At 57.5% G+C, this 26,478-nt stretch carries 21 protein-coding genes; 7 read left to right on the top strand and 14 right to left on the bottom strand.

The genetic code is table 11. The annotated features are described in order from the left end of the window. Positions 1–43 precede the first annotated feature (43 nt). Both pnp and RHM56_RS19050 read left to right on the top strand, forming a co-directional pair. The gene (pnp, locus tag RHM56_RS19055; protein WP_019410393.1) at positions 44–2,149 is read left to right on the top strand and encodes a polyribonucleotide nucleotidyltransferase; all 2,106 of its coding nucleotides are present in this window, start codon (positions 44–46) and stop codon (positions 2,147–2,149) included. A 279-nt stretch (positions 2,150–2,428) separates the two neighbouring features. Further along, entirely contained in the window at positions 2,429–2,782 is a 354-nt protein-coding gene (locus RHM56_RS19050) for a BON domain-containing protein (RefSeq protein ID WP_322234974.1), read from the top strand. Between the two features lie 337 nt (positions 2,783–3,119). On the opposite strand, the gene RHM56_RS19045 is transcribed toward RHM56_RS19050, so the two are convergent. The 13 genes from RHM56_RS19045 to dksA all read right to left on the bottom strand — a co-directional run bounded on the left by RHM56_RS19045 (position 3,120) and on the right by dksA (position 20,788). Next, positions 3,120–6,047: a DUF748 domain-containing protein gene (locus RHM56_RS19045; RefSeq protein ID WP_322234971.1), complete on the bottom strand. Its 2,928-nt coding sequence runs from the start codon at positions 6,045–6,047 to the stop codon at positions 3,120–3,122. Between the two features lie 110 nt (positions 6,048–6,157). After that, positions 6,158–7,171: a class I SAM-dependent rRNA methyltransferase gene (locus RHM56_RS19040; RefSeq protein WP_322234969.1), complete on the bottom strand. Its 1,014-nt coding sequence runs from the start codon at positions 7,169–7,171 to the stop codon at positions 6,158–6,160. Between the two features lie 91 nt (positions 7,172–7,262). Next, complete coding sequence (locus RHM56_RS19035) at positions 7,263–8,135, bottom strand: oxygenase MpaB family protein (protein WP_322234966.1); 873 nt, start codon at positions 8,133–8,135, stop codon at positions 7,263–7,265. A gap of 44 nt (positions 8,136–8,179) precedes the next feature. Beyond that, the gene (gene pgi, locus RHM56_RS19030) at positions 8,180–9,844 is read right to left on the bottom strand and encodes a glucose-6-phosphate isomerase (protein WP_322234964.1); all 1,665 of its coding nucleotides are present in this window, start codon (positions 9,842–9,844) and stop codon (positions 8,180–8,182) included. A 265-nt stretch (positions 9,845–10,109) separates the two neighbouring features. Beyond that, positions 10,110–10,970, bottom strand: a complete 861-nt coding sequence (gene panC / locus RHM56_RS19025) for a pantoate--beta-alanine ligase (RefSeq protein WP_322234962.1) — start codon at positions 10,968–10,970, stop codon at positions 10,110–10,112. Then, positions 10,967–11,767, bottom strand: a complete 801-nt coding sequence (gene panB, locus RHM56_RS19020; RefSeq protein ID WP_322234960.1) for a 3-methyl-2-oxobutanoate hydroxymethyltransferase — start codon at positions 11,765–11,767, stop codon at positions 10,967–10,969. The genes panC and panB overlap by 4 nt, the downstream gene beginning before the upstream one ends. A 223-nt stretch (positions 11,768–11,990) precedes the next feature. Then, a complete protein-coding gene (gene folK, locus RHM56_RS19015) occupies positions 11,991–12,473 on the bottom strand; it encodes a 2-amino-4-hydroxy-6-hydroxymethyldihydropteridine diphosphokinase (RefSeq protein WP_322234958.1) in 483 nt (160 codons plus the stop codon). 3 nt (positions 12,474–12,476) lie between these two features. Then, on the bottom strand, positions 12,477–13,871 hold the full coding sequence (locus RHM56_RS19010) for a polynucleotide adenylyltransferase PcnB (protein ID WP_322234956.1): 1,395 nt from the start codon (positions 13,869–13,871) through the stop codon (positions 12,477–12,479). A gap of 754 nt (positions 13,872–14,625) precedes the next feature. Beyond that, positions 14,626–16,062, bottom strand: a complete 1,437-nt coding sequence (locus RHM56_RS19005) for a sigma-54 dependent transcriptional regulator (RefSeq protein ID WP_322234955.1) — start codon at positions 16,060–16,062, stop codon at positions 14,626–14,628. Between the two features lie 22 nt (positions 16,063–16,084). Then, on the bottom strand, positions 16,085–19,039 hold the full coding sequence (locus RHM56_RS19000) for a sensor histidine kinase (RefSeq protein WP_322234953.1): 2,955 nt from the start codon (positions 19,037–19,039) through the stop codon (positions 16,085–16,087). Then, positions 19,023–19,199, bottom strand: a complete 177-nt coding sequence (locus tag RHM56_RS18995) for a hypothetical protein (RefSeq protein ID WP_003176118.1) — start codon at positions 19,197–19,199, stop codon at positions 19,023–19,025. Before RHM56_RS18995 ends, RHM56_RS19000 begins: the two co-directional genes overlap by 17 nt. A 79-nt stretch (positions 19,200–19,278) precedes the next feature. After that, positions 19,279–20,175: a tRNA glutamyl-Q(34) synthetase GluQRS gene (gene gluQRS, locus RHM56_RS18990; protein ID WP_322234951.1), complete on the bottom strand. Its 897-nt coding sequence runs from the start codon at positions 20,173–20,175 to the stop codon at positions 19,279–19,281. 172 nt (positions 20,176–20,347) lie between these two features. Next, entirely contained in the window at positions 20,348–20,788 is a 441-nt protein-coding gene (dksA, locus tag RHM56_RS18985; protein ID WP_019410380.1) for an RNA polymerase-binding protein DksA, read from the bottom strand. Positions 20,789–21,110: 322 nt separating this feature from the next. Here dksA and RHM56_RS18980 point away from each other — a divergent pair, with 322 nt between their 5' ends. Next, on the top strand, positions 21,111–22,283 hold the full coding sequence (locus RHM56_RS18980; protein WP_322234949.1) for a pyridoxal phosphate-dependent aminotransferase: 1,173 nt from the start codon (positions 21,111–21,113) through the stop codon (positions 22,281–22,283). Then, positions 22,283–22,990: a DNA/RNA nuclease SfsA gene (gene sfsA, locus RHM56_RS18975; protein ID WP_322234947.1), complete on the top strand. Its 708-nt coding sequence runs from the start codon at positions 22,283–22,285 to the stop codon at positions 22,988–22,990. The genes RHM56_RS18980 and sfsA overlap by 1 nt, the downstream gene beginning before the upstream one ends. Here the strand turns inward: sfsA and RHM56_RS18970 are convergent. Then, a complete protein-coding gene (locus tag RHM56_RS18970; protein ID WP_322234945.1) occupies positions 22,973–23,311 on the bottom strand; it encodes a Rieske (2Fe-2S) protein in 339 nt (112 codons plus the stop codon). The two genes, sfsA and RHM56_RS18970, sit on opposite strands and share 18 nt — an antisense overlap. A 172-nt stretch (positions 23,312–23,483) precedes the next feature. Between RHM56_RS18970 and RHM56_RS18965 the strand changes: the two genes are divergently transcribed. From RHM56_RS18965 to RHM56_RS18955, 3 genes are read left to right on the top strand one after another with little or no spacing between them, the layout of a single operon-like run. Next, complete coding sequence (locus RHM56_RS18965) at positions 23,484–24,359, top strand: heme/hemin ABC transporter substrate-binding protein (RefSeq protein ID WP_322234943.1); 876 nt, start codon at positions 23,484–23,486, stop codon at positions 24,357–24,359. Positions 24,360–24,409: 50 nt separating this feature from the next. Beyond that, positions 24,410–25,393 carry an iron ABC transporter permease gene (locus RHM56_RS18960; RefSeq protein WP_322241811.1) on the top strand — a complete coding sequence of 328 codons (984 nt, stop codon included), beginning with the start codon at positions 24,410–24,412 and terminating at the stop codon, positions 25,391–25,393. Further along, positions 25,390–26,160, top strand: a complete 771-nt coding sequence (locus tag RHM56_RS18955) for a heme ABC transporter ATP-binding protein (protein WP_416194920.1) — start codon at positions 25,390–25,392, stop codon at positions 26,158–26,160. The genes RHM56_RS18960 and RHM56_RS18955 overlap by 4 nt, the downstream gene beginning before the upstream one ends. Positions 26,161–26,478: the final 318 nt, after the last annotated feature.

The raw sequence follows: 26,478 nt of genomic DNA, 5'->3' as shown, positions 1-26,478 counted from the left end.
CAAGAAACCCATTCCCCAAGAGCCACAAAGAAGGTAGGACACCGTGAACCCGGTTATCAAAAAATTCCAGTTCGGTCAGTCGACCGTCACCCTCGAGACTGGCCGCATCGCCCGTCAGGCCTCCGGCGCAGTATTGGTCACCGTTGACGATGACGTCAGCGTATTGGTGACTGTAGTCGGTGCCAAGCAAGCCGATCCAGGCAAGGGCTTCTTCCCTCTGTCTGTTCACTACCAAGAAAAAACCTACGCCGCGGGTAAAATCCCAGGTGGTTTCTTCAAGCGTGAAGGTCGTCCTTCCGAAAAAGAAACCCTGACCTCGCGTCTGATCGACCGTCCGATCCGTCCACTGTTCCCGGAAGGCTTCATGAACGAAGTGCAGGTTGTCTGCACCGTTCTGTCCACCAGCAAGAAAACCGATCCGGACGTCGCTGCGATGATCGGTACTTCGGCTGCGCTGGCAATCTCCGGTATTCCTTTTGATGGCCCAATCGGCGCTGCACGCGTTGCTTACCACGAAAGCACCGGCTACCTGTTGAACCCAACTTACGAGCAACTGGCCGCTTCAAGCCTGGACATGGTTGTTGCTGGTACGTCGGAAGCCGTACTGATGGTTGAATCGGAAGCCAAAGAGCTGACCGAAGACCAAATGCTGGGCGCTGTACTGTTCGCCCACGACGAATTCCAAGTGGTGATCCAGGCTGTTAAAGAGCTGGCTGCCGAAGCTGCAAAACCAACGTGGGACTGGGCTGCTGCTCCAGAAGCTACCGCACTGCTGGGCGCTATCCGTGCCGAGTTCGGCGAAGCGATCTCCCAGGCTTACACCATCACCATCAAGGCCGACCGTTACGCTCGTCTGGGCGAACTGAAAGACCAGGTGGTTGCCAAGTTGTCCGGTGAAGAAGGTCAGCCTTCGTCCAGCGAAGTTAAAGCTGCATTCGGCGAAATCGAATACCGCACCGTTCGCGAAAACATCGTAAACGGCAAGCCGCGTATCGATGGCCGTGACACCAAGACTGTTCGCCCTCTGAACATCGAAGTTGGCGTTCTGCCAAAAACCCACGGTTCGGCTCTGTTCACCCGTGGCGAAACTCAGGCGCTGGTCGTTGCAACACTGGGTACCGCCCGTGATGCACAACTGCTGGACACCCTTGAAGGCGAGAAAAAAGACCCGTTCATGCTGCACTACAACTTCCCGCCGTTCTCGGTAGGTGAGTGTGGTCGTATGGGTGGCGCTGGTCGTCGCGAAATCGGCCACGGCCGTCTGGCCCGTCGTTCGGTTCAGGCCATGCTGCCTGCTGCTGACGTGTTCCCGTACACCATTCGTGTGGTATCGGAAATCACTGAGTCCAACGGCTCCAGCTCCATGGCTTCGGTCTGCGGTGCTTCCCTGGCCCTGATGGACGCTGGTGTTCCGATGAAGGCACCGGTTGCCGGTATCGCCATGGGTCTGGTTAAGGAAGGCGAGAAGTTCGCCGTTCTGACTGACATCCTGGGTGACGAAGACCACCTGGGCGACATGGACTTCAAAGTAGCCGGCACCTCTAAAGGTGTTACCGCGCTGCAGATGGACATCAAGATCAAAGGCATCACCGAAGAAATCATGGAGATCGCTCTGGGCCAAGCCCTGGAAGCTCGCCTGAACATCTTGGGTCAGATGAACCAGATCATCGGTCAGTCGCGTACCGAGCTGTCGGCCAACGCTCCGACCATGATCGCGATGAAAATCGACACCGACAAAATCCGTGACGTTATCGGTAAAGGCGGCGCGACCATCCGTGCAATCTGTGAAGAAACCAAAGCTTCGATCGATATCGAAGACGACGGTTCGATCAAGATCTTCGGCGAGTCCAAAGAAGCAGCAGAAGCGGCTCGTCAGCGCGTTCTGGGCATCACCGCAGAAGCCGAGATCGGCAAGATCTACATCGGTAAGGTTGAGCGTATCGTCGACTTCGGCGCATTCGTAAACATCCTGCCAGGCAAAGACGGCCTGGTTCACATCTCCATGCTGAGCGACGCTCGCGTTGAGAAAGTGACTGACATTCTGAAAGAAGGTCAGGAAGTGGAAGTGCTGGTACTGGACGTGGACAACCGCGGCCGTATCAAGCTGTCCATCAAAGACGTAGCTGCTGCGAAGGCGTCGCAAGCTTAATCGCTGCCGACACCTGTTTTGAAAAAGGATCCTTCGGGATCCTTTTTTTATGTGTGCGGTAAAGACAGTGCAAAAGGCCATGATTCAAAAGCCGCAACTTGCATGCAGAATTGAAGAGGGTCATGCAATCTGCACGATGCCTTAAAAACGAATTGTTTATAAGTTATTGATTTATAAGGGATTAATAATTTTAAAAAGTTGGCACAAGCCCTGCACTAGTACTTGTAACCCTGCTGCCGTGTGACGGCGCAGATTTTAAAGAAGACAGGAGTTACTCGTATGAAGAAGTTCGCTATCGCTGCCGCAACTGCCACCGCTCTGACCCTGACTATGGCCAATGCTGCATTTGCTGCTCAAGCAACGACTCAGTCGCCTATGATCGTGGCTTCAGGCGAAGTCGCCAAAGCCAAAGAAGCTACTTCTGATACCTGGATCACGACCAAAGTTAAATCTGATCTGCTGACCGAGAAAGGTATTCCAGGCTCAGATATCAAAGTTGAAACCAACAAAGGTGTGGTTTCCCTTTCTTCGACAGTCGCTGTGACTGATGCACAGAAGGAAATTGCTGTCGCTATCACCAAGAAAATCAAAGGTGTTCAAGCCGTTTCGGCTGATGGCCTGAAAGCTGAGTAACACACGCTTTTCGTGGAACCGGGGGGAAAGCAAGTGCAGGTGATTTAAGCGCCACACCTGCACCTGCGGGCTTTCAAAAAAGGTTCATGCGACGGCCACACGGATGTGGCCATTACAGCCCCCGGCGTTCTGCGCCGGGGGCTGTTCTATTGGAGAAAAGAAAAGTGTCTGGCAACCCCTTCGTAGCAGTTGCCGAGCCTGCGAGGCTACGTCTGGCTGCGCAGCAGTCGTAAAGCCAGACGATTGAGTGTGTCAATTCAACCTTGCACTTAGTGTTTACGATCACTTCGCAATCGGACGTAGCCTCGCAGGCTCGGCAACTGCTACGAAATCGGCTTTACTCGCTATCAAGGTGCAGCGGCGAGACGACCCGGCCATCGCTCTCAGGTTCACCGAGCGTGGCATCGACAAAATACACACGCTCATCGGCCAACCCGCCTTTATCCACCAGGTAGTCCTTGATACTACTGGCGCGGTCCTGGCCCAGTTGGCGCAGCAGCACTTCGCTTTTACTCCAGAAGTCGATGAGTGCAGCGCTCATCTTGGCGGCGCGTTCATCACGACTCAGATCAGCCCATTCAGCAGGCGGCTGTTGCTTGAGTCGCGTGCGGTAGATGCCTTCCAGTAAAGGGCCTTTCTCGTCATCCGGCACTTTAAGCAACGATGCCTGAGCCGGCACCTTGTCGCCACGGCGCTGGAGAATCTTGTAGTAGTTGTACTGGTACTCGCGTTCCAGTCGCTCTTGCGCAATGAGCGGACCGTCACTTTTTTGCGCAGCAGTGCCCTCAATCTCCAAGCGTAAGGCCGGACGTTGCTTCAGAGCATCTGCCAGGGTGTTCAGGGCTTTTTGTGCGTCAGGGCTCAGCTCGCTTGATCCTGGCGCGAATGACACCGTGCCCAGGTCTTCGGCGCCACCACCACTGATCAGCCCACCAATGAACTTGAACGGGGCCTGGACAGCACGCATCACCAGATTGCGCAGGGTTTGCCAAACAATGGGCATCACACTGAACTGCGGGTTATTCAGATCGCCCGTCACGGGCAGTTCGATAGAGATGGTGCCGTCTGTGTCTTTGAGCAGGGCAATAGCCAGCTTCAGTGGCAAGTTCACGGCGTCCGGACTGTCGACTTTCTCACCGAGTTGCAATTGCTCGATAACGACCTTGTTTTCTGCCTTGAGCTGGCCTTTAGTGATCAGGTAGTGAACATCCAGGCTCAGACGGCCTTTGCGAATCCGGTAGCCCGCGAATTTTCCGGAGTAGGGCGTCAGTGTCGTGAGCTCGACACGTTTGAAACTGGTGGCGATATCGAGGCTAGCCATGGGGTCAAAAGGATTGACACTGCCCTTGATCGTCACGGGTGCGTAACGGTCAACCTTGCCTGCAACATTCACACTGGCCGGTTTGGCCTGGCGACTATCAATGGTGCCGATTTGGCCGTTGAGCTGTTGAATGGCCGTGGCGAAGTTGGGGGTCAGGCTGAAGTCGGCAAAATTGGCGGAGCCATCATTGATCGCGATACTGCCGACATGGATGCCCAGTGGTTTTTCTTTGGCTGCGGGTTTGGCAGCGCTCTTGGCGCCGCTGTTGGCAGGTTGCGCAATCAACAAGTCATCGATGTTGGTGGTGCGATCATCGTTGATCATGAAACGCACATATGGCTGTGTGATGTTGATCTTGGAAATCGACACGTTGTCGCCGTGCTGATACTTCACCTCTTCGAGCACCAACCGCTGCCATTTAAGGAAGTCGCGGTTTTTCATCGTGTCCAGCGTGTGCAACTGATCAATCTGGGCTCGCCCCTCTACCGTAAAGGCCAATGGCTCAACACTTTTCAGGTTGACCGCCAAATCACTGCCGAGCATGCCGCTGCGCAGTTCCAGACGAATAAACGGGTCGATGTAGGCTTGGGCTACCCGCAGGTCGATGTCTTTGGTGGTGACTTTCAGTTTTGCGCCAATCGGGCTCAGGTTGACGTCGCCGCTGGCCGTCAGCTTGCCCTGCTTGCCAATGCCGGTGTCGAGCGTAAGGCTGAAGGGCGACTGATTCAGGCTGTCGAAGTTTTTCAGGTTCAGGTTGAGCGGGCCGATGTCCAGCGCCACCGGGGTTTTGGGCTCTTTGTCGGCCAGATGCACGCGGTAATCGCGCAGTTCCACATCCTTGAGCAGCACTTGCCACGGCTTGCTGGGGGCTGCGGGGGTGGATGCGGGCTTTGACGCTTCAGCCGCCACTGTCTGATCAGTGTTGCGCGCAGCCTTGGCAGGCTGGCTGGCAAACAGCTTTTGCCAGTCGAGCTGGCCATCTTTCTCCCGCGCGGCCCACGTTTCGAGGTTGTTGCTTTGGATTTTTCCGACAACCACGTGCTGCTTGGCCAGGTCGACCGTGGTATCGCTGACATCCAGACGTTCCAGGCGCACGAGTGGCCGACCGTCCGGGGCATTGATGTTGAATGGGGCAATGCTGGCGGAAGCGTTGCTCAAGACCATTTCAGTGTTTTTGGCCAGGTTCAACGTGTAGTCAGTGCTGAAATTCAATACGCCGTTTTCGAGTGCCAGCGGCAGTGCATCACGGACATACGGCCACCAGACCTTCATCTGGCCATCGGTGACCTTGAGTTTGCCTTCGGACGCAATGGGCACCAGGCTCAGCGTGCCGCTCCAATCGATCCGCCCGCCCGCCGGGCCCATCGCCACGAGCGTCATGTCAGCGTTGTCTTTGGGCAAAGTACTGAGGTTTTTCAGTTCAAGGTTCATCGAGTCATACAAAAACTCGATCGGTTCGCTGGGCCGCCTATCGGTGAAATGCAGGTAGCCTTCGGCCAGCTTGATGTTGTCGATGCGTACCGGGAACGGGTTGCTGTCAGGCTGTTCGGGCGTGGGCTCACTGGTCGGCAGTTTGAACAATTGAACGAGGTTGAGTGAGCCGTCCTTGTTATACAGCAGCTCAGTCTTTGGCTTGTCCAGCTGCACGTCGGTCAAGTGCAAGGCTTTGGTCCACAGACTATCGACTTGCAAATTGGTGTAAAGACGCTCGAAGCCGATTTGCTCCTTGCCAGGTTCGCCGACGCTAAAGCCCCACAGCGTGAGTTCCAGGCTGAACGGGTTGAATTCCAACCGGTCGAGTTTTGCCGGAACCGTGGTGTAGTTGGCCAACTGCTGGTTGATAACGCGCAAGCCTATGCCGGGCAAAATAAAGAAGCCCAGCACGCTGTAAATTGCGATAGCAGTCAGCACTGCGCCAATGGCGCGGATCAATCCTTTGAGCATGGGGGGGCGTCGTCTTTACGTTCAGGAGTGCCTTTGAGTATGGCACGCGTTTCCGGTTCCGATATGGGCGCCTTATTTCGGGTAGGACTTTTCCCTTTGTTACGAGTTTTTTAGAACTGCAAGATCAGTGTTTTCAACGGAGGCTGTTGATCCTGTGACGGGAAATCCGTGGCGGGTGTCAGCACTTGCCAGTCGCGCACGGGGCGACCTGCCTTCTCGGCGCAACGCAGCACCTGTTCGCGCCAGTCGTCCATGCTGACTTTTGCCAGGTTGTTGCAACAGATCAGCACGCCATCCGCTGCTGTTGCGAGTACCGCAGGCTTGAGCAGGCTTTGGTAGTCACGCAGCAGGTCAACCGTGCCGAAAGCACTCTTGGCCCAGGCAGGCGGGTCGAGCAGTACCAGATCATATTCGCGCTGCTCCAGGCGCGGATAAGCGGGTAATTTGTGGCGACGCTGAATGATCGGCAGCCCGGCCAATTGGCGGATGGCGGCGAAATAATCCGATTGCACGAATTTCATTTTCTTCAGCTCAGGGTTCAGCAGGCCATTCTCACGGCCTACTGCCAGATTGCCTTCGGCAAAATCCAGGTTACAGACTTCGCTGGCACCACCGGCCGCTGCGCTCAAGCCTACGCCACAGGTGTAGGCAAACAGGTTGAGTACGCTTTTACCGGCGCTGTGCTGTTTGACCCAGCCGCGCGCATTGCGCAGGTCGAGAAACAGCAGCGGATCCTGTCCGGCATGACGCCCGCGCACGCGGTATTTAAGGCCCCATTCGTGGCCGACCATGTCAGCCAGCGCGGCCTCATCAGCTTTGTACACCGTGTCTTCGCGATCGATGCGCGAGTTGCCTTGGGAGCGATCGTTGTAGACCAGCAGTAATTCCAGGCCCAAGTGGCGATTGATGGCGTCATGCAGTTGCAGCAGATCATCGCGTTCAAGGCGCTGATGGAAACTTTGCACCAACAGTTGCGGGCCGTAGCGGTCGATGGTCAGACCGCCAGCACCTTCTTGGCTGCCGTGGAACAGGCGATAGCAGTCAGTGCCCTGAGCGTGCAGCTCGGCCAGCAAATCCTGACGATTATCGAGGGCGGCGCGCAGCGCCTGATTCAAGGAAGACATGCGATGCGCCTTGGGGATAGATAAGGCGCGGCAGTTTAACAGAATAGGGCGAATGTACGTCTCAAACCTGTGGGGGCGGGCTGCCTACGCTTCAGGTATCCAGCCCCATCCGCCGCCGTGCCCGTTGCACGGAGCCATTGCGCACGGCCCAGCGCAGGATCGGCGCCGTACTGTTTACCCCTGCATGCACCAGCTTGCGGGTCAGCGGCTGTTGCTCAAGTTCCAGCTGATCGCTGGCCCAGTCCGGCAGTAAATCAATCCCGGCTTGCATCATCAGTGACCCAAAGGGTTTGGCCAGCAGGCTGGGGGCGGGCGCATTCAGCAACAGGCGAATGACCTCGTGACTGCGTTCATCGCACAGTAACCGGGGACGAATGCCCTCAAGGTAATCAGCAATTTGCTGGCGTGAGCGCGGCACATCGGTGGCGCCCAAGCGTTCAGCGACCAAGGCAATTTCATCGTAGTAACGGTCTTGATCTTCTGCGCACAAGTGCGGATTTCGGTAGCGAAGATGTGCAGCGAGGAAGTTGCTGACTTCTGCCACATGCACCCATGTCAGCAACTCGGGGTCGCTGGCGGCATAAGGTTTGCCATCAAGCCCGGTGCCAATGACTTGCAGGTGAATGGTGCGGACTTTGTCGATCAGCCAGTTGGCGTCTGCGGTAGAGCCAAAGGTAGTGCCGGAAATGAACTGTCCGGTGCGGCGCAACCGGCCCAGCATGTCCTGGCGGAAATTGGAGTGATCCCACACCCCGGCCAAGGCCTGCGGGTGCAAGGCTTGCAGCATCAAAGCGCTGATGCCGCCAATCAGCATGCTGGTGAAGTCACCGTGCACACGCCAACTGATAGAGTCCGGGCCAAACAGTCCGGGGTCGCCTTTGGGGTTTTCGAGGTCGAGCTGGCCGAGCGAAAGCCCGGTCAGGCTCATGATTTGGCGTTCGATGGGACGACGGATAAATTCCATGCTGCCTCGGTGCCAGCCAGTCGGGGAGACTGGCTGGCCATCGATCAACCGCGATGACGACCGCGGAAGTAGTTGATCAGACCTTGGGTCGATGCGTCGTCGGCAGGCTCTTCGAGGCTGCCAGTCAGGCGATTGTAAACGCCTTTGCCCAGCTCTTTGCCCAGTTCCACGCCCCATTGGTCGAAGGCGTTGGTGCCCCAGATCACGCTTTGCACGAAGACTTTATGCTCGTACAGCGAAACCAGTGCGCCCAGGCGGCGCGGGCTGATGCGTTCAACCACCAGGGTATTGCTCGGACGATTGCCCGGAATCACCTTGTGCGGCGCCAGTTTTTGCACCTCTTCTTCGCTCATGCCTTTGTCGCGCAATTCAGCTTCGGCTTCTTCGCGGGTTTTACCCAGCATCAGCGCCTGGCTTTGCGACAGGCAGTTGGCGTACAACCACTGATGGTGATCGGACACCGGGTTGAAGCTGACGATCGGCACGATGAAGTCGGCCGGAATCAGTTGGGTGCCTTGATGCAGCAACTGGTGATACGCGTGCTGACCGTTGCAACCTACGCCGCCCCAGATGACCGGGCCTGTGTCGGTGGACACTGGCGTGCCGTCCTGACGCACGCTCTTGCCGTTGGATTCCATGTCCAACTGCTGCAAGTGCTTGGTGATGTTACGCAGGTAGTGGTCATACGGCAGGATCGCGTGACTTTGCGCGCCCCAGAAGTTGCCGTACCAAACGCCGAGCGAGGCCATCAAGACCGGCATGTTCTGTTCAAACGGCGCGTTCTGGAAGTGCTGATCCATGCTGTAGGCACCGGACAGCAGCTCTTTGAAGTTGGACATACCGATGGCCAGTGCAATCGGCAAACCGATGGCCGACCACAGCGAATAACGACCGCCCACCCAGTCCCACATCGGGAAGATGTTTTCTTCGCGAATCCCGAACGCTACAGCGGCCGCGTTGTTGCTCGACACCGCGATGAAGTGGCGATGCAACTCGGCTTCAGAGCCACCTTGAGCCAAGTACCAGGCACGCGAAGCCTGAGCGTTTTTCAGGGTTTCTAGGGTGTTGAAGGATTTCGACGACACGATAAACAGCGTGGTTTCAGCGCGCAGTTTTGCAGTCAGTTCGTGGAACTCACTGCCGTCGATGTTCGCCAGGTAGTGGCAGCGCACGCCTTTTTGGGCGTAGGACAGCAGTGCTTCGGACACCAGCTCCGGGCCGAGGAACGAGCCGCCAATACCGATGTTGACCACATCAGTAATCGGCTTTTCGGTGTAGCCACGCCACAGGCCGTCGTGAATCCGGCCGACCAGTTCGGTCATTTGGTTCAGGACTTTATGCACCTGCGGCATGATATTTACGCCGTTCACCGACAGCTTGTCGGCCACTGGGCGGCGCAATGCGGTATGCAGGGCAGGGCGGCCTTCGGAGGCGTTGACGATTTCGCCTTCAAACAGCGACTTGATTGCACCCTTGAGGTTGGCCTCGTTCGCCAGGTTTACCAGCAAGCTGCGGGTTTTATCGGTGATCAGGTTTTTCGAGTAATCCAAAAACAAGCCACAACTGCTCAGAGTGAAGTCTTCAAAGCGTTTGGGGTTGTTGTTGAATGCATCGCGCATGCTGAAATGCTGCATGTCGGCGCGGTGGAGTTTCAACGCTTGCCAAGCGGGCAGAGCGGTAACGTCATGAGGAGTGCGGTAGTACGCCATCGCTGCGAATATCCTTTTGCTTGAACTGCCTTTTGGACACTGAATACACCGAAATCTTCGTTCTAATGTCGATATTTCGGTCAGTCTGCTTCTGCGCTTCATTCAGAAGCAGGGCGATAACAGTAAACCTCGCGCCTGCTTCTGTCTCGGCTTTGTCTGACGCTACTGAGTAACTTTTGTCACGAGCATGTTACTCGGGTCCTACACAGTTTTCAGTGTTGGATCATGAGGGCCGATTAATCCGCTGTTCCGCGCGGCCTGTGTCTTACCGCGAGCTGTCGAGAGTCAGGTGTAGGTTGTCGATCAGGCGTGTTGTGCCCAGGAACGCCGCGACCAGAATCACGATGTCACGATCACTGGCTTGCGCTGGCAGCAAGGTCAGAGCATGACGGACTTCCAGGTAGTCGGGGCGAAACCCTTCGGCTTCGATACGCTGCAGATGCTGGCGAACCAAGTGCGGGTAATCGCGCTCGCCCGTTTTGATGGCCTGAGCGATCTCGTTCAGATGCTGATACAGAGCCGGCGCAACATGGCGCTGCTCTTCGGTCAAATAGCCGTTACGGGACGACAGGGCCAGACCATCTTCGGCACGCACCGTCGGTTCGCCAATAATCTGCACCGGGATGTTCAGGTCATGAACCATGGCGCGAATAACGGCCAATTGCTGGTAGTCCTTTTGCCCAAAGATCGCGAGATTGGGTTGGACCATATTGAACAATTTGCTGACGACCGTCGTTACCCCGTCGAAATGCCCTGGTCGGCGGCTGCCGCACAGTTCATTGCTGAGCTGGGCGGCGGTCACGCGCGTCAGACCTGCCATGCCGTGGGGGTACATTTCTTCTACTGTCGGGGCGAACAACAGGTTGCAACCGGCTTGCAGGAGTTTTTCCTGATCGGCCGCGAGGGTGCGCGGGTAGGTATCGAGGTCTTCGTTGGCGCCGAACTGCAACGGGTTGACGAAAATACTCGCCACAACGAAGTCGGCCTGCTGAGCCGCAGTGGTCACCAACGCTGCGTGGCCACTGTGCAGATTGCCCATGGTGGGCACGAGGCCGATTTGTTTACCTTCGCTACGGGCGCGGGCGACTGCAGCGCGCAACTCGCGAACGGTTTTTACTGTGTTCATGCAGAGAATCCGTGTTCGGTACCAGGAAAACTGACGGCTTTGACTTCAGCCACGTAAGCGCTGAGTGCCGATTGAATGTCGGGTTGACCCGTCATGAAATTCTTTACGAATTTTGGGACGCGTCCGGTCAAGGACAGGCCGAGCATGTCGTGCAGCACCAAGACCTGGCCGTCAGTGTCGCTGCCTGCGCCAATGCCGATCACCGGGATTTTGACCGCATGGGTGATTTCCCGGGCCAGCTCGCTCGGCACGCATTCCAGCAGCAACATGGCCGCGCCTGCTTGTTCCAGAGCAATAGCATCGGCTCGCATTTGGCGGGCCTGAGTTTCGTTGCGGCCTTGTACTTTGTAACCGCCCAATACGTTCACAGTTTGCGGGGTCAGGCCCATGTGTGCGCACACGGGAATGCCGCGCTCGGTCAGCAAACGAATGGATTCAGAGAGCCAGACGGCGCCTTCAACCTTGACCATGTGCGCACCGGCTTTCATCAACTGGGCGCTGTTGTTCAAGGTTTGCTCGAGTGTCGCGTTGGCCATGAATGGCAGGTCGGCGAGAATCAGTGCGTCTTGGTTGCCGCGTTTGACACTGGCCACGTGGTACGCCATGTCGCAGGTAGTGACTGGCAGCGTGCTGTCATGCCCTTGCAGAACCATGCCCAAGGAGTCGCCCACCAGTAACACTTCCACACCGGCCTGATTACAGATGTGGGAAAAGGTGGCGTCATAGCACGTCAGCATGGTGATTTTTTCACCTTTTTGCTTAAGGCTTTGCAGGGTGGTCAGGGTGATAGCCGGCATGAAAAAGGATCCTCGTCAGGCAGTGTGATAACCACAGCGTGTTACGCACGTGATTGATCGTATAAGCAGGAACACCTTTATGGACGGTGCTTATAAAGCCTGCTTTTCACATTGCGCCGCCCAATGGACGGCAGCGGGACGCCTATAGTCGTGACGGGAACACTGGAAGTCAATTAGAGGTGTTACCGCGGGGGTGTTACCGGGATCATTGATTCGTTTCAGCTTAACGTTCGAAGCGCTCAAGGCCGACAAACGGGCAGTCTGCCAGCAGCTGTTTGAGGCTACGGCCATCGGCGAGCGTCAGCGATGCAGGCGTCAGCTCGGCTAATGGGTACAAAACGAAGGGGCGGGCGTGCATGTGGTAATGCGGAACTTTGAGCCTGGGCTCGTCGATCAGTCGATCACCGAATAGCAGGATGTCCAGATCCAGAGTGCGCGGCCCCCAGCGTTCATGGCGCTCGCGACCTTGATCCCGCTCGATGGCTTGCAGCGCATCCAGTAAGTCCAGAGGTGCCAGCGTGCTGTCGATGGCGGCCACGGCATTGGTGTACCGCGGCTGGCCGGGTAACAGCGAATCGCTTTGATAGAACGCCGACACCCCGATGAAACGGGAGTTTGGCAGTTGCGTCAGCGCCTGCACAGCGCTGCGCAATTGGTCTGCCGGGTCAGCCAGATTGCTGCCCATGCCGATGTAGATCCGCTCCATCGCTTACTCGTCCGCGCCAGCGCTACGTTTGCGTTTACTGCTGCTGGTGCGGCGGCGTTTGCGCGGGGCAGTCCCTGTGCCGTCATCTTTGCTGTTGCTCAAATCGCGGATCATGTCGCGACGGCCACTGTCATTGGCGTCCTGGTAATCAGTCCACCATTCGCCCAGGCCATTGGTCTGCTCGCCAGCGCTTTCACGTAACAGCAAGAAGTCATAGCCTGCGCGGAAACGCGGGTTGTCCAGCAACATGTCAGCGCGTTTGCCGCTGCGACGCGGCAGGCGTTCTTGCATGTCCCAGATCTCGCGAATCGGCATGGTGAAACGCTTGGGAATGGCAATCCGCTGACACTGCTCGGCGATCAGTTCGTGGGCGGCTTCCTGCATGGCCGGAATGGGCGGCATGCCACGGTCTTGCAGGCGCAACACGCGAGCAGGCAATGCAGGCCACAGCAGCGCGGCAAACAGGAAGGCCGGGGTCACTGGCTTGCCCTGCTTGATACGCAGATCGGTGTTGCGCAAGGCTTCGCTGATCAGGGTGTGGGTGTACGTCGGGTTGTGCTCCAGTGCTTCGGCGCTGGCCGGGAACAATGGATCGAACAACTCAAGGTCGACCAACATTTCGAACGTGTCGCTGGCATTGCCAGAAAGGAACAGCTTCAACACTTCTTCGAACAGCCGTGCTGCCGGGATCTCACGCAGCATGGGCGCCAGATCGCGGATCGGTGCTGCCGTGTGTTTTTCGATACCAAAGTCGAGCTTGGCAGCGAAACGCACAGCGCGCAGCATGCGCACCGGATCTTCCTGGTAACGCTGTTGCGGGTCACCGATCAGGCGCAGCAAGCGGTTGCGAATGTCGTGCACGCCATTGGCGTAATCGAGAATGCGTTCGCTGACCGGGTCGTAGTACAGGGCATTGATCGTGAAGTCACGACGCTGAGCGTCTTCTTCAAGGGTGCCGTAAACGTTGTCGCGCAAAATACGCCCGCTTTCGTTACGAGAGGATTGGTTGCTGTCTTCCTCTTCGTCGTTTTGCGGGTGATTGGCGCGGAAGGTCGCGACTTCAATGATTTCGCGACCAAAGTGGATGTGTACCAATTTGAACCGCCGACCGATGATCCGCGCGTTGCGAAACTCGGCACGCACCTGTTCAGGGGTAGCACTGGTGGCGACGTCGAAGTCTTTAGGGGTGATGTTGAGCAGCATGTCGCGTACACAGCCGCCGACCAGATAGGCCTGGTAACCGGCATTCTGCAGGCGCTCGACAATATTGACCGCGTAACGGCTGAATTGGGCGCGTTGCAGCGAGTGTTGGCTGCTGTTGAGCACTTCAGGGGTGCTACGCAGTTGTTGCGTACGACGCTTGGGAGAACGGAGTGACTGGAACAGCTTCTTCAGCATGGGATGCACTGTTTGAAGGAATGTTCGGCCAAAACGAAGAATGACCGCATGATGGGCGGGGATTCTAGCATTTAGTCAGGGGATGGTGTAGGAAGCTGAACCGCTCTTGCGAGCGAAGCTACAAGCGGCGCGCTAAAACAGCTGCAAGAGGGCTGAGGTAGAGCGTTTAATCGGATTTTACTGAATTGCAGGAAGCACAAGGGGAGCCGAAGCTCCCCCAGAATTAGTTGCATGCTCTATTTTTATTATGTTTTTCGGGCTTTTTGTTTTTGTTAAGTGCCCTGACTACAAAGGTTTTGCCTGTGTAGCCCTCTCAAATTGAGAGATAAGAGCAAACGGATTGCTTTGGTCGCTGTGTTGATGTGATCAATGATCCAACTAGTTCAGGCTCTGCTTTAAGTGCAGTTTTTGTTGTTCTCTGCCTAGTCGTGGGGCAAGCCCCATTTACAACGCCTCTCCAAAACAATCAGTTAGCTGCGCCTCCGCCGTGTTGTTTTTGTTATGCGTGAGCCGATACGTCTTATTTTTATTGTGTGCTGCTGTGATTCTTATTGTTCTTGTACGAATACATATAGCAGGGGTCGTGCCAACTTTTGCGCGGCCCAGCAAAATAAGGGGTTTTGACGGTTTCCACTTTTCTACGGGCCAAAAAAAGCCGGGGTTTCGTTACCGTAGTCCCCGGCTTTTGTTACGCGTTTAGGCGGCGGTAACAGTTTTTTCACAGTCTTGCGTGTTACCTGAGGCGTTACCTGACTCAGTTTTCGCTGGCGACTCCGGTTTTTCGGCGCGGAATGCCCAGGCGCTGGCGCCGCTCCCACAGACATTTACGGCTGACCCCGAGTTTGCGGGCCAGTTCGGTCTCGGTCATGTGATCTTGATGTTCCAGTACAAAGTGCTGGAAGTAGTCTTCCAGTGACAGGTCTTCGGTCGGATCCAGGCTGGTGTTACCGCTGCTGATGCTCTGCTGCGGGGCCAGGCCGATGAAGTCGTCGTCTTGCAAGTCGCTCAGTTCAATGTCGATGCCCAGCAGATCAGCCGAAATTTCCGGGCTTTCGCACAGGATGACGGCGCGCTCTACTGCGTTCTCCAATTCGCGAACGTTACCCGGCCACGTGTAATGGCTGATGGCGCGTTCTGCGTCTGGGGCGAACTTCAAGTCGTTGCGGCCAACGCGGGCGCTTTGACGGGCGAGGAAGGCGTGGGCAATTTCGTTAACGTCAGCGCCTCGTTCACGCAAGGCGGGCAGCTTGAGTGCGATGACGTGGAGGCGGTAGTACAAGTCTTCGCGGAACTGGCCGACCTTGGCCAGGTTCTTGAGATCTCGGTGGGTCGCCGCGATCAGGCGCACATCGACCTTTTGCGATTGCACCGAGCCGACGCGGCGAATTTCGCCCTCTTGCAGGACGCGCAACAGGCGCGCCTGGGCTTCGAGTGGCAGCTCACCGATTTCATCGAGGAACAAGGTGCCGCCATCGGCCGCTTCGACCAATCCGGCACGCCCTGCGCTGGCGCCGGTAAATGCGCCTTTTTCGTGGCCGAACAGTTCGGATTCGATCAGCGACTCGGGAATGGCTGCGCAGTTGACCGAAATCATCGGTGCCTTGGCGCGCTTGGACAGGTTGTGCAGGGCGCGTGCGACCAGCTCTTTACCTGTACCGGATTCACCTTGAATCAATACATTGGAGTCGGTGGGCGCCACTTTGCGGATTTTGCTGTACATGTCGAGCATCGGCGGGCACGAGCCAATGATGCCAATTTCACCGTTGCTGTTGTCTGCGGTGTTTTTGTCGGCACTGCCGGCCTTGGTCGCCGGGCGTTCAGCAGCCACGCTCTGCAGGTGTTGACGGTCTCGCAGAATGCGCGCGACGGCTTGCAGCATTTCGTCGTGATCAAAGGGTTTGGCAATGTAGTCGACCGCGCCCATTTTCATCGAGTCTACGGCTGAACGCAGGCTCGCGTAGCTGGTCATGATCAGCACCGGCTTGCCTTGCCCCAGCTTGATCAGCTCGGTGCCTGGCGCTCCTGGCAGGCGCAAATCGCTGACAATCAAGTCGAACGAGGGAATGCTGAAACGCTCTTGCGCTTCCTGCACCGAGCCAGCTTCGCTGACCTGATACTGATTACGCTCCAACAGACGGCGCAACGCGGAGCGGATGATTGTTTCGTCTTCGACGATCAAAATATGCGGCATTGATTCGGTTCTCTCGACGGTCTCAGTTCACAGCGGACGTCGCTTCGACATGACGCGGTAGTGTCACCCGGATACGGGTTCCGCGTTGGCTTTGAATGTCAGCCGGGCTGTCGATGGTGATTTGTCCATAATGCTCTTCAACGATGGAATAGACCAGTGCAAGGCCCAGACCGGTGCCTTCGCCAGGGTCCTTGGTGGTGAAGAAAGGTTCGAACAATCGGTCCATGATGTTCTTTGGAATACCGGTGCCTTCGTCTTCCACGATCAGGTCGACCGTGTGTTCGCTGGCCTCGCTCTTGACGCGCACGGCACTGCCGGCAGGCGAAGCGTCGCGGGCGTTTGACAGTAAGTTGATCAGCACTTGAGCCAAGCGTTGCGGGTCGCCGTCGACCCAGTGGTCGGGATCGCACAGGTTGTAGAACTGAACTTCAAAATTGCGCCGGTTCAGGGCCAGCAGACCAATGGCATCTTGAGCGACTTCGGCCAGACAAACGGGCTCGTCATTGTGTTGGTGGCTGCCCGCGTGGGCGAAGCTCATCAACGACTGCACAATGCGCGATATGCGTTTGGTCTGTTCAAGAATCTGGCTGCTGATTTCGGTCAGCTCGCTGTCGTCTTCGCGCTCCTCGCGCAGGTTTTGCGCCAGGCAGGCGATACCGGTTACCGGGTTGCCGATTTCATGAGCCACACCCGCTGCCAATCGACCGATGCTGGCCAAACGCTCGGAGTGCACCAGTTTGTCTTCGAGCATTTGTGTTTCAGTCAAATCTTCGACCAGTAACACCAGGCCACTGTTGCCCGGTGCCAACGGTTCATCAATGGCTGCCTTGTGCAGGTTTAACCAGCGCGTCTGGCCGTCGAGGGCCAAGTGCTGTTTGTGCAAGTGTTCGTCGGGCAGGTCGATAAAGCCTTGCAGCAGTTCACGCCACGGGTTGCCCAAGGTGCTCAGGCGCGAGCCCACGACGCGTTGTGCAGCAATGCCGGTCAGCTCTTCCATGGCCTTGTTCCACATCAGGATCTCTTGATCCTTGGCCAGCGAGCACACGCCCATTGGCAGCTCTTGCAACGTTTGGCGGTGGTAGCGGCGCAGGGCATCGAGTTCGGCAGCCAGGCCGGTCAGGCGCGAGTGATAGTCCTCAAGCCGGCTTTCGATGAAGTGAATGTCTTCGGTAACGTAGTTATCGCCGCCTGATTTATAAGGCAGGAAGGTTTCGACCATGTCTTGGGCAACGCTTGGGCCCATCAGGCCTGACAGGTTGGCTTCGATCCGGTCACGCAGACGGCGCAAGGCATAAGGACGGCGCTCGTCGAACGGCAAGTACAGGTCGCGCAAGGCCTGCTCGACTTCTTTTTGCGCCGCCTTGGCGCCCAGAGGCTTGGCCAGTTGGGTGGCGAATTCTTGTGGTGAGGCCGCATGCAATTCGCGCCGCTGTGGGCGACGAACGTTATCCACAGCGCAGGCTTCGGCGGCACTGGCTTCTTCGGGGCTGGCGTTGGTGAACAAGGAGATCAGGGTAAACATCAGCACGTTGGCGGCGAGCGAGGCGATGGCTGCCATGTGCCAGCTGGTATCGTCCAGCACGTAGATCATGTCCAGCCACGGGATGTAGAAGCCCTGGAAGTCGCCGATCAGCGGAAACAGCATGCTGACCATCCACACCACAATCCCGGCCAGCAAACCGGCAATAAAGCCGCGTCGATTAGCGGTTGGCCAGTACAGGACCGAGAGCACGCCCGGCAAGAACTGCAACGTGGCGACAAAGGCCACGATGCCGAGGTTGGCCAGATCCTGTTCGGCGCCCAGCAGCAAGTAGAATCCGTAGCCAGCCATGATGATGGCCACAATCAGCGCGCGGCGGGTCCACTTCAGCCAGCGGTAGATATTGCCTTCTGCGGGCGGCTGGTAAAGCGGTAGCACCAGGTGGTTCAACGCCATGCCCGACAGCGCCAGCGTGGTGACGATAATCAACCCGCTGGAGGCCGATAGCCCGCCCACATAAGCCAGTAACGCCAGGGATTTGCTGTTGGCGGCGATGCCGATACCCAAGGTGAAATATTCGGGATTGGTGGTGGCGCCCAGTTTGAGCCCGGCCCACAGGATGAGCGGCACCGCGAGGCTCATCAACAGCAAGAACAGCGGCAAGCCCCAACTGGCGCTGACCAGCCCGCGAGGGTTGAGGTTCTCGGTAAAGGTCATGTGATACATGTGCGGCATCACAATGGCCGAGGCAAAAAACACCAGCAGCAAGGTGCGCCACGGCCCTTCTTGCAACGGTGTGTGCAGGGCCGCGAGAGCCGTCTGGTTTTGCAGCAACCACACTTCCAGTTGCTGCGGGCCATCAAATACGCCGTACAGCGCGTAGAGGCCCACTCCGCCAATGGCCGCCAGTTTGATCACCGATTCAAAGGCAATCGCAAACACCAGCCCTTCGTGTTTTTCACGGGTGGCGATGTGCCGTGACCCGAAGAAAATCGTGAACAGGGTGATCATCGCGCAGAAGCTCAGGGCCACGCGGTGCTGCACCGGCTCGCGGGTCAGGATGCTGATGGAGTCCGCCACGGCCTGAATTTGCAGGGCCAGCAGCGGTAACACGCCGATCAGCATGAAAATGGTGGTCAGTGCCCCCGCCCAAGAACTGCGAAATCGGAAAGCAAACAGGTCGGCCAGCGATGAGAGCTGGTAGGTGCGGGTGATTTTTAAAATGGGGTAGAGCAGCACGGGAGCCAACAGAAACGCCCCGGAAACCCCGAGGTAGCTGGACAAAAAGCCGTAGCCGTATTCATAAGCCAGGCCCACGGTGCCGTAGAAAGCCCAAGCGCTGGCATACACGCCCAGTGACAAGGTGTAGGTCAGCGGGTGACGAATGATGGCGCGCGGGATCATGCCGCGTTCACTGATCCACGCCACGCCAAACAGCACCAGCAAGTAGGCGGCGCTGACCAGCACCATCTGGGTCAGGCTAAAGCTCATCGGCATCTTTTTGGCTCTGAAGAATAAAGGTCACAACGATCAGAATCAGCCAAAGCAGATACGGCCTGTACCAGGCCCCCGTCGCGTCAATCCACCAATCCATGATGGCGGGGGAAAACAGGTAAATCCCGACAACCAGCAACAGGACCAAACGATAGATATACATCCTGCCCTCACTTTTGCTGGCCGCATGCCCTAAAAACGTGCGGCGATGGTAACGGATGGCTGGCAACCTGCAAGGGGTGTCAGCGTAATTGCGCTTCGGCCAGGGTGAGCGTGCGCGGTATGAGTTCGGCATTCCAGTGTGCGATGCCCCAATCGAGGATTTCACGCGGGCTGGCGCCATTCAGGTGTTCGTCGGGTGCCTGGCCCAGTGTGCGCAAGGCGCGAAGCAGCGAGGGAGTAGCCTGTTCGGGTGTCAGCGGCGGCGAACGGTACGATTTTCCGAGCTTGTGGCCGTCCGGCTGTACGATCAACGGTACGTGCAGATAGCGAGGTTGCGACAAGCCGAGTAGCTCTTGCAGGTAGAGCTGGCGCGGCGTGGAGTCAAGCAGGTCGGCGCCACGGACAATATCGGTCACGCCTTGCCAGGCATCGTCGAGCACCACGGCTAATTGATAGGCATACAGCCCGTCGCGGCGACGAATCACAAAGTCGCCCACGTCTCGGCCCAAATGCTGGCGAAATGCGCCTTGAACGCGGTCTTCAAACGCATATTCCAGCTCGGGGACACGCAAACGTATGGCGGCGTTTTCCATTGAGTGACCCGCATTGCGGCACAGCCCCGGATAAATCCCGTTATAGCCTTCGAGTTGTTTGCGAGAGCAGGTGCAGGCGTAGGCCAAGCCTTGGCTGAAGAGCCGGTCCAGTACATGCGCGTAGGCGTCGTGGCGCTCGCTTTGACGAATCAGTTCGCCGTCCCACTCAAAACCATAGCCTTGCAGCGCAACCAGAATCGCGGCCTGGGCGCCGGCCATTTCGCGCGGAGGATCGAGATCTTCCATACGCAACAGCCAGCGGCCACCGACGGAACGGGCATCAAGGTAAGAGGCGAGGGCGGCAACCAGCGAGCCAAAGTGCAGATGGCCACTGGGCGTTGGGGCGAAACGCCCGACGTATGAAGGATTTGGAGAGGCCGTCATGGCATAGATCCTGTAACCGCTGCCATAGGCTGCGATGGGTGCGCAGCAGCCCTGATATTTTGAAGGCCTTTCGGTCCTTATCGCAGCCTGCGGCAGCGGCTACAGAGCTGGGAGACCACATTCCAAAAACAAAAATGGGGCGTTCGCACGCCCCATTTGGTCAAGCCGACGATTACTTGCCGACTTGTTTTTCCTTGATTTCAGCCAAGGTTTTGCAGTCTACGCACATGTCCGCAGTGGGACGTGCTTCGAGCCGGCGGATACCGATTTCGACGCCGCAAGACTCGCACCAACCGTATTCTTCGTCTTCGATCAGTTGCAGGGTCTTGTCAATTTTCTTGATCAGCTTGCGCTCGCGATCGCGGGCACGCAGTTCCAGGCTGAATTCTTCTTCCTGGCTTGCGCGGTCAGCTGGATCCGGAAAGTTGGCCGCTTCGTCTTTCATGTGATCAACGGTGCGGTCGACTTCCTGCATCAAGTCCTGTTTCCACTTTTGCAGAATCTTGGTGAAGTGCTTGCGCATGGGCTCGCCCATGTACTCTTCACCCTTCTGTTCAACGTAGGGTTCGAAGCCGCTAAGTTGACTATTCTGTTGCTTTGCTTGTGTGGGCATGAAATGGACCGCCTCTCATTCTTCTAATCCATTGCGCAGGATTGCAACATCACCGACACCTGCCGGCCCTGCGGCTGCAAGCGGGCGAACTTACCAGATCAAATCGGGCCGCGCTACTCCCGGTTGTCTAGCCCATAGTCAGTTGCTGTGTACAGAGCCTGTGATGCTTGAGATTAGTGGCTAATTAATAATTTTAGTCGAGCTATGACTGACGCTTGCGCCGTTTGGTTCTAGTCACGGGCAGTCTAAGACTCTAATTCGCTCTCCCTTGTGACAGTGCTTGGGTAGAATCGGGCTTTTGCTTACCCAGGAAGGCAGGCTCATGGCTCAGTCTTACAGTGCGCGCAGTCGCGCGATCGAACCGTTCCACGTGATGGCGTTGTTGGCGCGCGCCAACGAACTGCAAGCGGCGGGGCACGATGTGATTCACCTGGAGATCGGTGAGCCGGACTTCACCACGGCTGAGCCGATTATTGCGGCTGGCCAGGCGGCGTTGGCTGCTGGCAAGACGCGTTACACCGCCGCGCGTGGCCTGCCCGAGTTGCGAGAAGCTATTTCTGGGTTTTATCAGCAACGTTACGGCCTGAATATTGACCCTTCACGCATTCTGATCACCCCCGGAGGCTCTGGTGCTTTGCTCTTAGCCAGTAGCCTACTGGTCGATCCCGGCAAACACTGGTTACTTGCAGATCCGGGCTATCCCTGTAACCGACACTTCCTGCGCTTGGTCGAAGGTGCCGCGCAACTGGTGCCGGTCGGTCCTGACGTTCGGTACCAACTGACCGCCGATTTGGTGGAACGATACTGGGATCAAGACAGCGTAGGGGCGTTGCTGGCTTCGCCTGCCAATCCGACGGGCACGATTTTAAGCCGCGATGAGCTGGCCTCGTTGTCGGCGGCCATCAAGGCGCGCAAGGGGCATTTGGTGGTGGACGAGATCTATCACGGCCTGACGTATGGCTGCGAGGCGGCCAGCGTGCTGGAGGTTGATGACAGTGCGTTTGTGCTCAACAGTTTCTCCAAATATTTCGGTATGACTGGCTGGCGCCTGGGCTGGCTGGTGGCACCGCCTGAGGCAGTGGCCGATCTGGAAAAGCTCGCGCAGAACCTCTACATCAGCGCCCCGAGCATGGCGCAGTACGCCGCGCTGGCCTGTTTTGAGCCGCAAACACTGGCCATTCTGGAAGAGCGCCGTGCCGAGTTTGGGCGTCGTCGCGATTTTCTGTTGCCAGCCTTGCGTGAGCTTGGGTTCGGGATTGCGGTTGAGCCCGAAGGTGCGTTTTATCTGTACGCCGATATCAGCGCGTTTAGTGATGATGCATTCGCATTTTGCCGGCACTTCCTTGAAACGGAGCACGTAGCGTTCACGCCGGGGCTGGATTTTGGTCGTTTTCAGGCCGGGCACCATGTGCGCTTTGCCTACACTCAAAGCCTGCCGCGCTTGCAGGAAGCCGTTGAGCGGATCGCTCGTGGCCTGCGGAGCTGGAAAAACTGATGCAGTTCTCACCCGCGTTAGAAGAGGGCCGTCTGCTCAAGCGCTACAAGCGTTTTTTGGCGGACATTGAAACAGCCACGGGCGAGTTGCTGACCATCCACTGTCCGAATACGGGCTCGATGCTCAATTGCATGGTGGAGGGCGGGCAGGTCTGGTTCAGTCGCTCCAATGACCCCAAGCGCAAGTTGCCGGGCACGTGGGAAATCAGCGAAACCCCGCAAGGGCGGCTGGCGTGCGTGAACACCGGACGCGCCAACCGTTTGATCGAGGAAGCGCTGTTGGCAGGCGTCATCACGGAGTTGAACGGCTTTTCTGCGCTCAAGCGTGAAGTGGCCTACGGACAGGAAAACAGCCGGATTGATTTTCGCCTGGAGTACCCGGACGGTTTTGCCTTTGTCGAGGTTAAAAGCGTCACGCTGGGGTTTGACGACACGCGGGTCGCAGCTTTTCCGGATGCGGTCACTCTGCGTGGTGCCAAGCACTTGCGTGAGCTGGCCAGTCTGGCCCGCGAAGGTGTGCGGGCCGTGCAGTTGTACTGCGTCAATCTCACGGGCATCGACGCCGTGCGCCCGGCACAAGAAATCGATCCCGGTTACGCCGCAGCCTTGCGCGAGGCAGTCGCTGCCGGGGTTCAGGTGCTGGCGTATGGTGTAAGTCTTACTGCTGATGCAGTGGTGGTTGATCGCCGGTTAGACGTCATCCTCTGATTCTTCTGGTGTCATCCAGATCCCTTGATTGTCTTCGCGGCACTCAAGGGCTGTCAGAAATTTCCCGGCACAAGGGCCGGCAACGCATTCCCCGCTTTCAATCAGAAACAGCGCGGCGTGGGTCGCGCATTGAATCAGGCTGGCGCTGGGGTCGAGGAACTGATCGGGTTGCCACTCCAGCGGCACACCGCGATGCGGGCAGCGGTTTTTGTAGACATAGACCTTTGCGTCTCGGCGAACCGCGAACACGCGTATGCCGTCATGTTCGAACCCCAGGCTGGCGCCTTCGGTCAGCGCTTCTGAGAGGCATAAAAACTTCATTGCAATCCTTAACCTACCCTGATTTTTGGGTAGATAGCGCGTATGGGTACGGGTTAAGAGGTTGACGTGCAAATGCAAACAATTATCAAATGGCCGCTTGCTCTGCGATGTGCTGTTTTGACTGCGCGGTAAACCGTTGTCCCGTGAGCCCTCTTATCAAGGAACGCCCTGTATGCGCTTGAGTACCCGCCTGATAATGCTTTGTGCAGGCCTTATGATCAGTCATGCCAGCTTGGCTGGCGAGTTGCCACAACGTTGGGTCAGCGCTGGGGGCGCGCTTTCGGAGTGGGTCAGCGCATTAGGCGCAGAGTCTAAATTGGTTGGGGTCGATACCACCAGCCAACATCCTGAATCACTTAAATCCCTGCCCAGCATTGGCTATCAGCGTCAGCTCTCGGCGGAAGGGATTTTAAGCTTGAAGCCGGATGTATTGATCGGCACCGAAGAAGTGGGCCCGCCACCTGTTCTGGCGCAGATTCGCGGTGCGGGTGTCCCGGTCGAAATGTTCTCGGCAGAGGCCGACCTGGCAACCCTGCAGGGCACGCTCGCGCATCTGGGGCGTCTGCTGGGCGATGAGGCGCAGGCGGCGCAGGTGTTCAAGGTTTACCAACAACAGCTGGACGAGCACCAGCAGCAGGTCAAACAGGCGCAGGCGAATCACGCGTCACCCGGTGTGTTGCTATTGCTCGGGCATGCGGGAGGCAAGCCGTTGATCGCGGGCAAAGACACCGCAGCGGATTGGTTGCTGACTCAGGCGGGCGGGCACAATCTGGCGACTCACACCGGCTACAAACCTTTTTCCACCGAAGCGTTGGCAGGTTTGAACCCTGAAGTGCTGGTGTTTGCAGACCGCAGCCTGACAGGGAATGCGGCACGTCAAGCGCTGATGAAGGAGACCCCGATTCTGGCCTCGACCCGCGCCGCCAAAAACGCACGTATTTATGAGTTGGACCCAACGCTTCTGGTGGGTGGCCTGGGCCCTCGTTTGCCGGCCAGTTTGAAGCAATTGACTGCTGAATTTTACCCAGCGGCTTCGGCCAACCCATGAGGACGCTGGTAAAACCGCGCCCTTTATTTATTGGGCTGAGTGCACTGTGTCTGCTGGCAATCTGGTTATCGCTGGCGCTGGGGCCGGTGAGCCTGCCGTTATTTGACACGTTGCGGGCTGCACTGCGTTTGATCGGCGTGCCGATTCAGGGGCAAGGGTTGGAGCAGGCCGAGTTGATTCTGGGGCAGATTCGTTTGCCCCGGACACTCCTCGGGCTGGCAGTCGGCGGTGTGCTGGCGCTGTCAGGCGTGGCGATGCAAGGGCTGTTTCGTAACCCTCTGGCCGACCCGGGCTTGGTGGGTGTGTCCAGTGGCGCCGCGTTAGGGGCGGCGATTGCGATTGTGGGCGGTGCGGCATTTGGCGGGCTGCCAGACGTCATGGGGCCGTATCTGCTGTCGATCTGTGCGTTTCTCGGTGGGTTGGGTGTGACCGCGCTGGTGTACCGGCTTGGGCGACGTAACGGCCAGACCAATGTTGCGGTGATGTTGCTGGCGGGTATCGCGTTGACGGCCTTGGCCAGCTCGGCCGTCGGGTTGTTTACTTACCTGGCCGATGACGCCACGTTGCGCACACTGACGTTCTGGAATCTGGGCAGCCTGAACGGCGCCAGTTATTCCCGTCTGTGGCCTCTGCTGATTGTCACTGTGGGCGTTGCCTTGTGGCTGCCACGCCGCGCCAGTGCGCTGAATGCGTTGTTACTGGGTGAGTCTGAAGCCAATCATCTGGGCGTCAATGTCGAAGGTCTGAAGCGTGAGTTAGTGTTTTGCACCGCGTTGGGCGTCGGTGCGGCGGTGGCAGCGGCCGGCATGATTGGTTTTGTCGGGTTGGTTGTGCCGCATTTGGTGCGATTGCTGGCGGGCCCTGATCATCGGGTGTTGTTGCCAGCGTCTGTATTGGCTGGCGCGGCTTTGCTGCTGTTTGCCGATCTGATTGCGCGTCTGGCCTTGGCGCCGGCAGAGCTGCCGATTGGTATTGTGACTGCGTTTTTGGGCGCGCCGTTTTTCCTTTACTTGCTGTTGCGAGGCCGCCACTGATGCTACGCACAGAAAATTTGCAGATTCGCCGCGGTTCAAAAGTGGTACTGGCCGATGTCAGCCTCGATGTTCGTCCGGGCGAAGTATTGGGCGTGCTGGGCCCCAACGGTGCGGGTAAAAGCACGCTATTGGCGGCGTTGTGCGGGGAGTTGGCACCGACCGAAGGGCAGGTCTGGCTGGATGATCAGGCGTTGAGTCAATGGAAGGGCGGCGAGCGGGCGCAACGACTTGCTGTGTTGCCGCAAACCTCGACTTTGGACTTCGCGTTTCGTGTTGAAGAAGTGGTTGGCATGGGCCGCTTGCCGCATCAGACCGGGAGCGTGCGTGACGCCGAGATTATCTGCGCGGCCTTGCAGGCGGCCGATGTCGAACATCTAACAGGTCGCAGCTACCTGGCCTTGTCGGGTGGAGAGCGACAGCGGGTTCATTTGGCGCGGGTGCTGGCGCAATTATGGCCGGGGCAAAATGGGCAAATTCTTTTGCTCGATGAGCCAACCTCGATGCTTGACCCTTTGCATCAGCACACAACGTTGAAAGCCATTCGTGCATTCGCGGATCGCGGTGCAGCGGTCTTGATCATCCTGCATGACTTGAACCTGGCGGCGCGTTATTGCGATCGCGTGCTGCTGCTCGAAGACGGCTGCCCACGCGCGCTGGATTGCCCGCAACAGGTGTTGCAGCCGCACTTGCTGAAAGCGGTGTTTGGTCTGGATGTGTTGGTTCAGCCGCACCCGGAGTTAGGGCATCCGGTGATTATTGCGCGCTGATTGGGCGTGCCAGTCAGTTAAGCGAATGCTGTTTTAAATGCAGCGAGAACCCTGTGGGAGTCTGGCTTGCCAGCGAAGCAGGCGATGCGGTTTTCCTGTTAAGCCGCGTCGATAGCAGCGCGGGCAAGCCCACTCCCACAGGAGGTATGCGTTAACTGACTGGCTTTACGCTTTACAGATAGCTTTTTATGGGCAAAAAAAGACCCGGCAAGAGCCGGGTCAAATAACCGTGATTAGCCTGATGAGGAGATTTTCTGAGAGTCCGAACCAAGGGCCTTCCAGAAGATCGACTGGTCTCGCGACCAGATGGCGTAATAA

This window comes from Pseudomonas sp. CCC3.1 (assembly GCF_034347405.1).
Classification (GTDB): domain Bacteria; phylum Pseudomonadota; class Gammaproteobacteria; order Pseudomonadales; family Pseudomonadaceae; genus Aquipseudomonas.
Note: the sequence above shows the minus strand (reverse complement) of the source record. Positions and strands in the feature narration are given on the sequence as shown.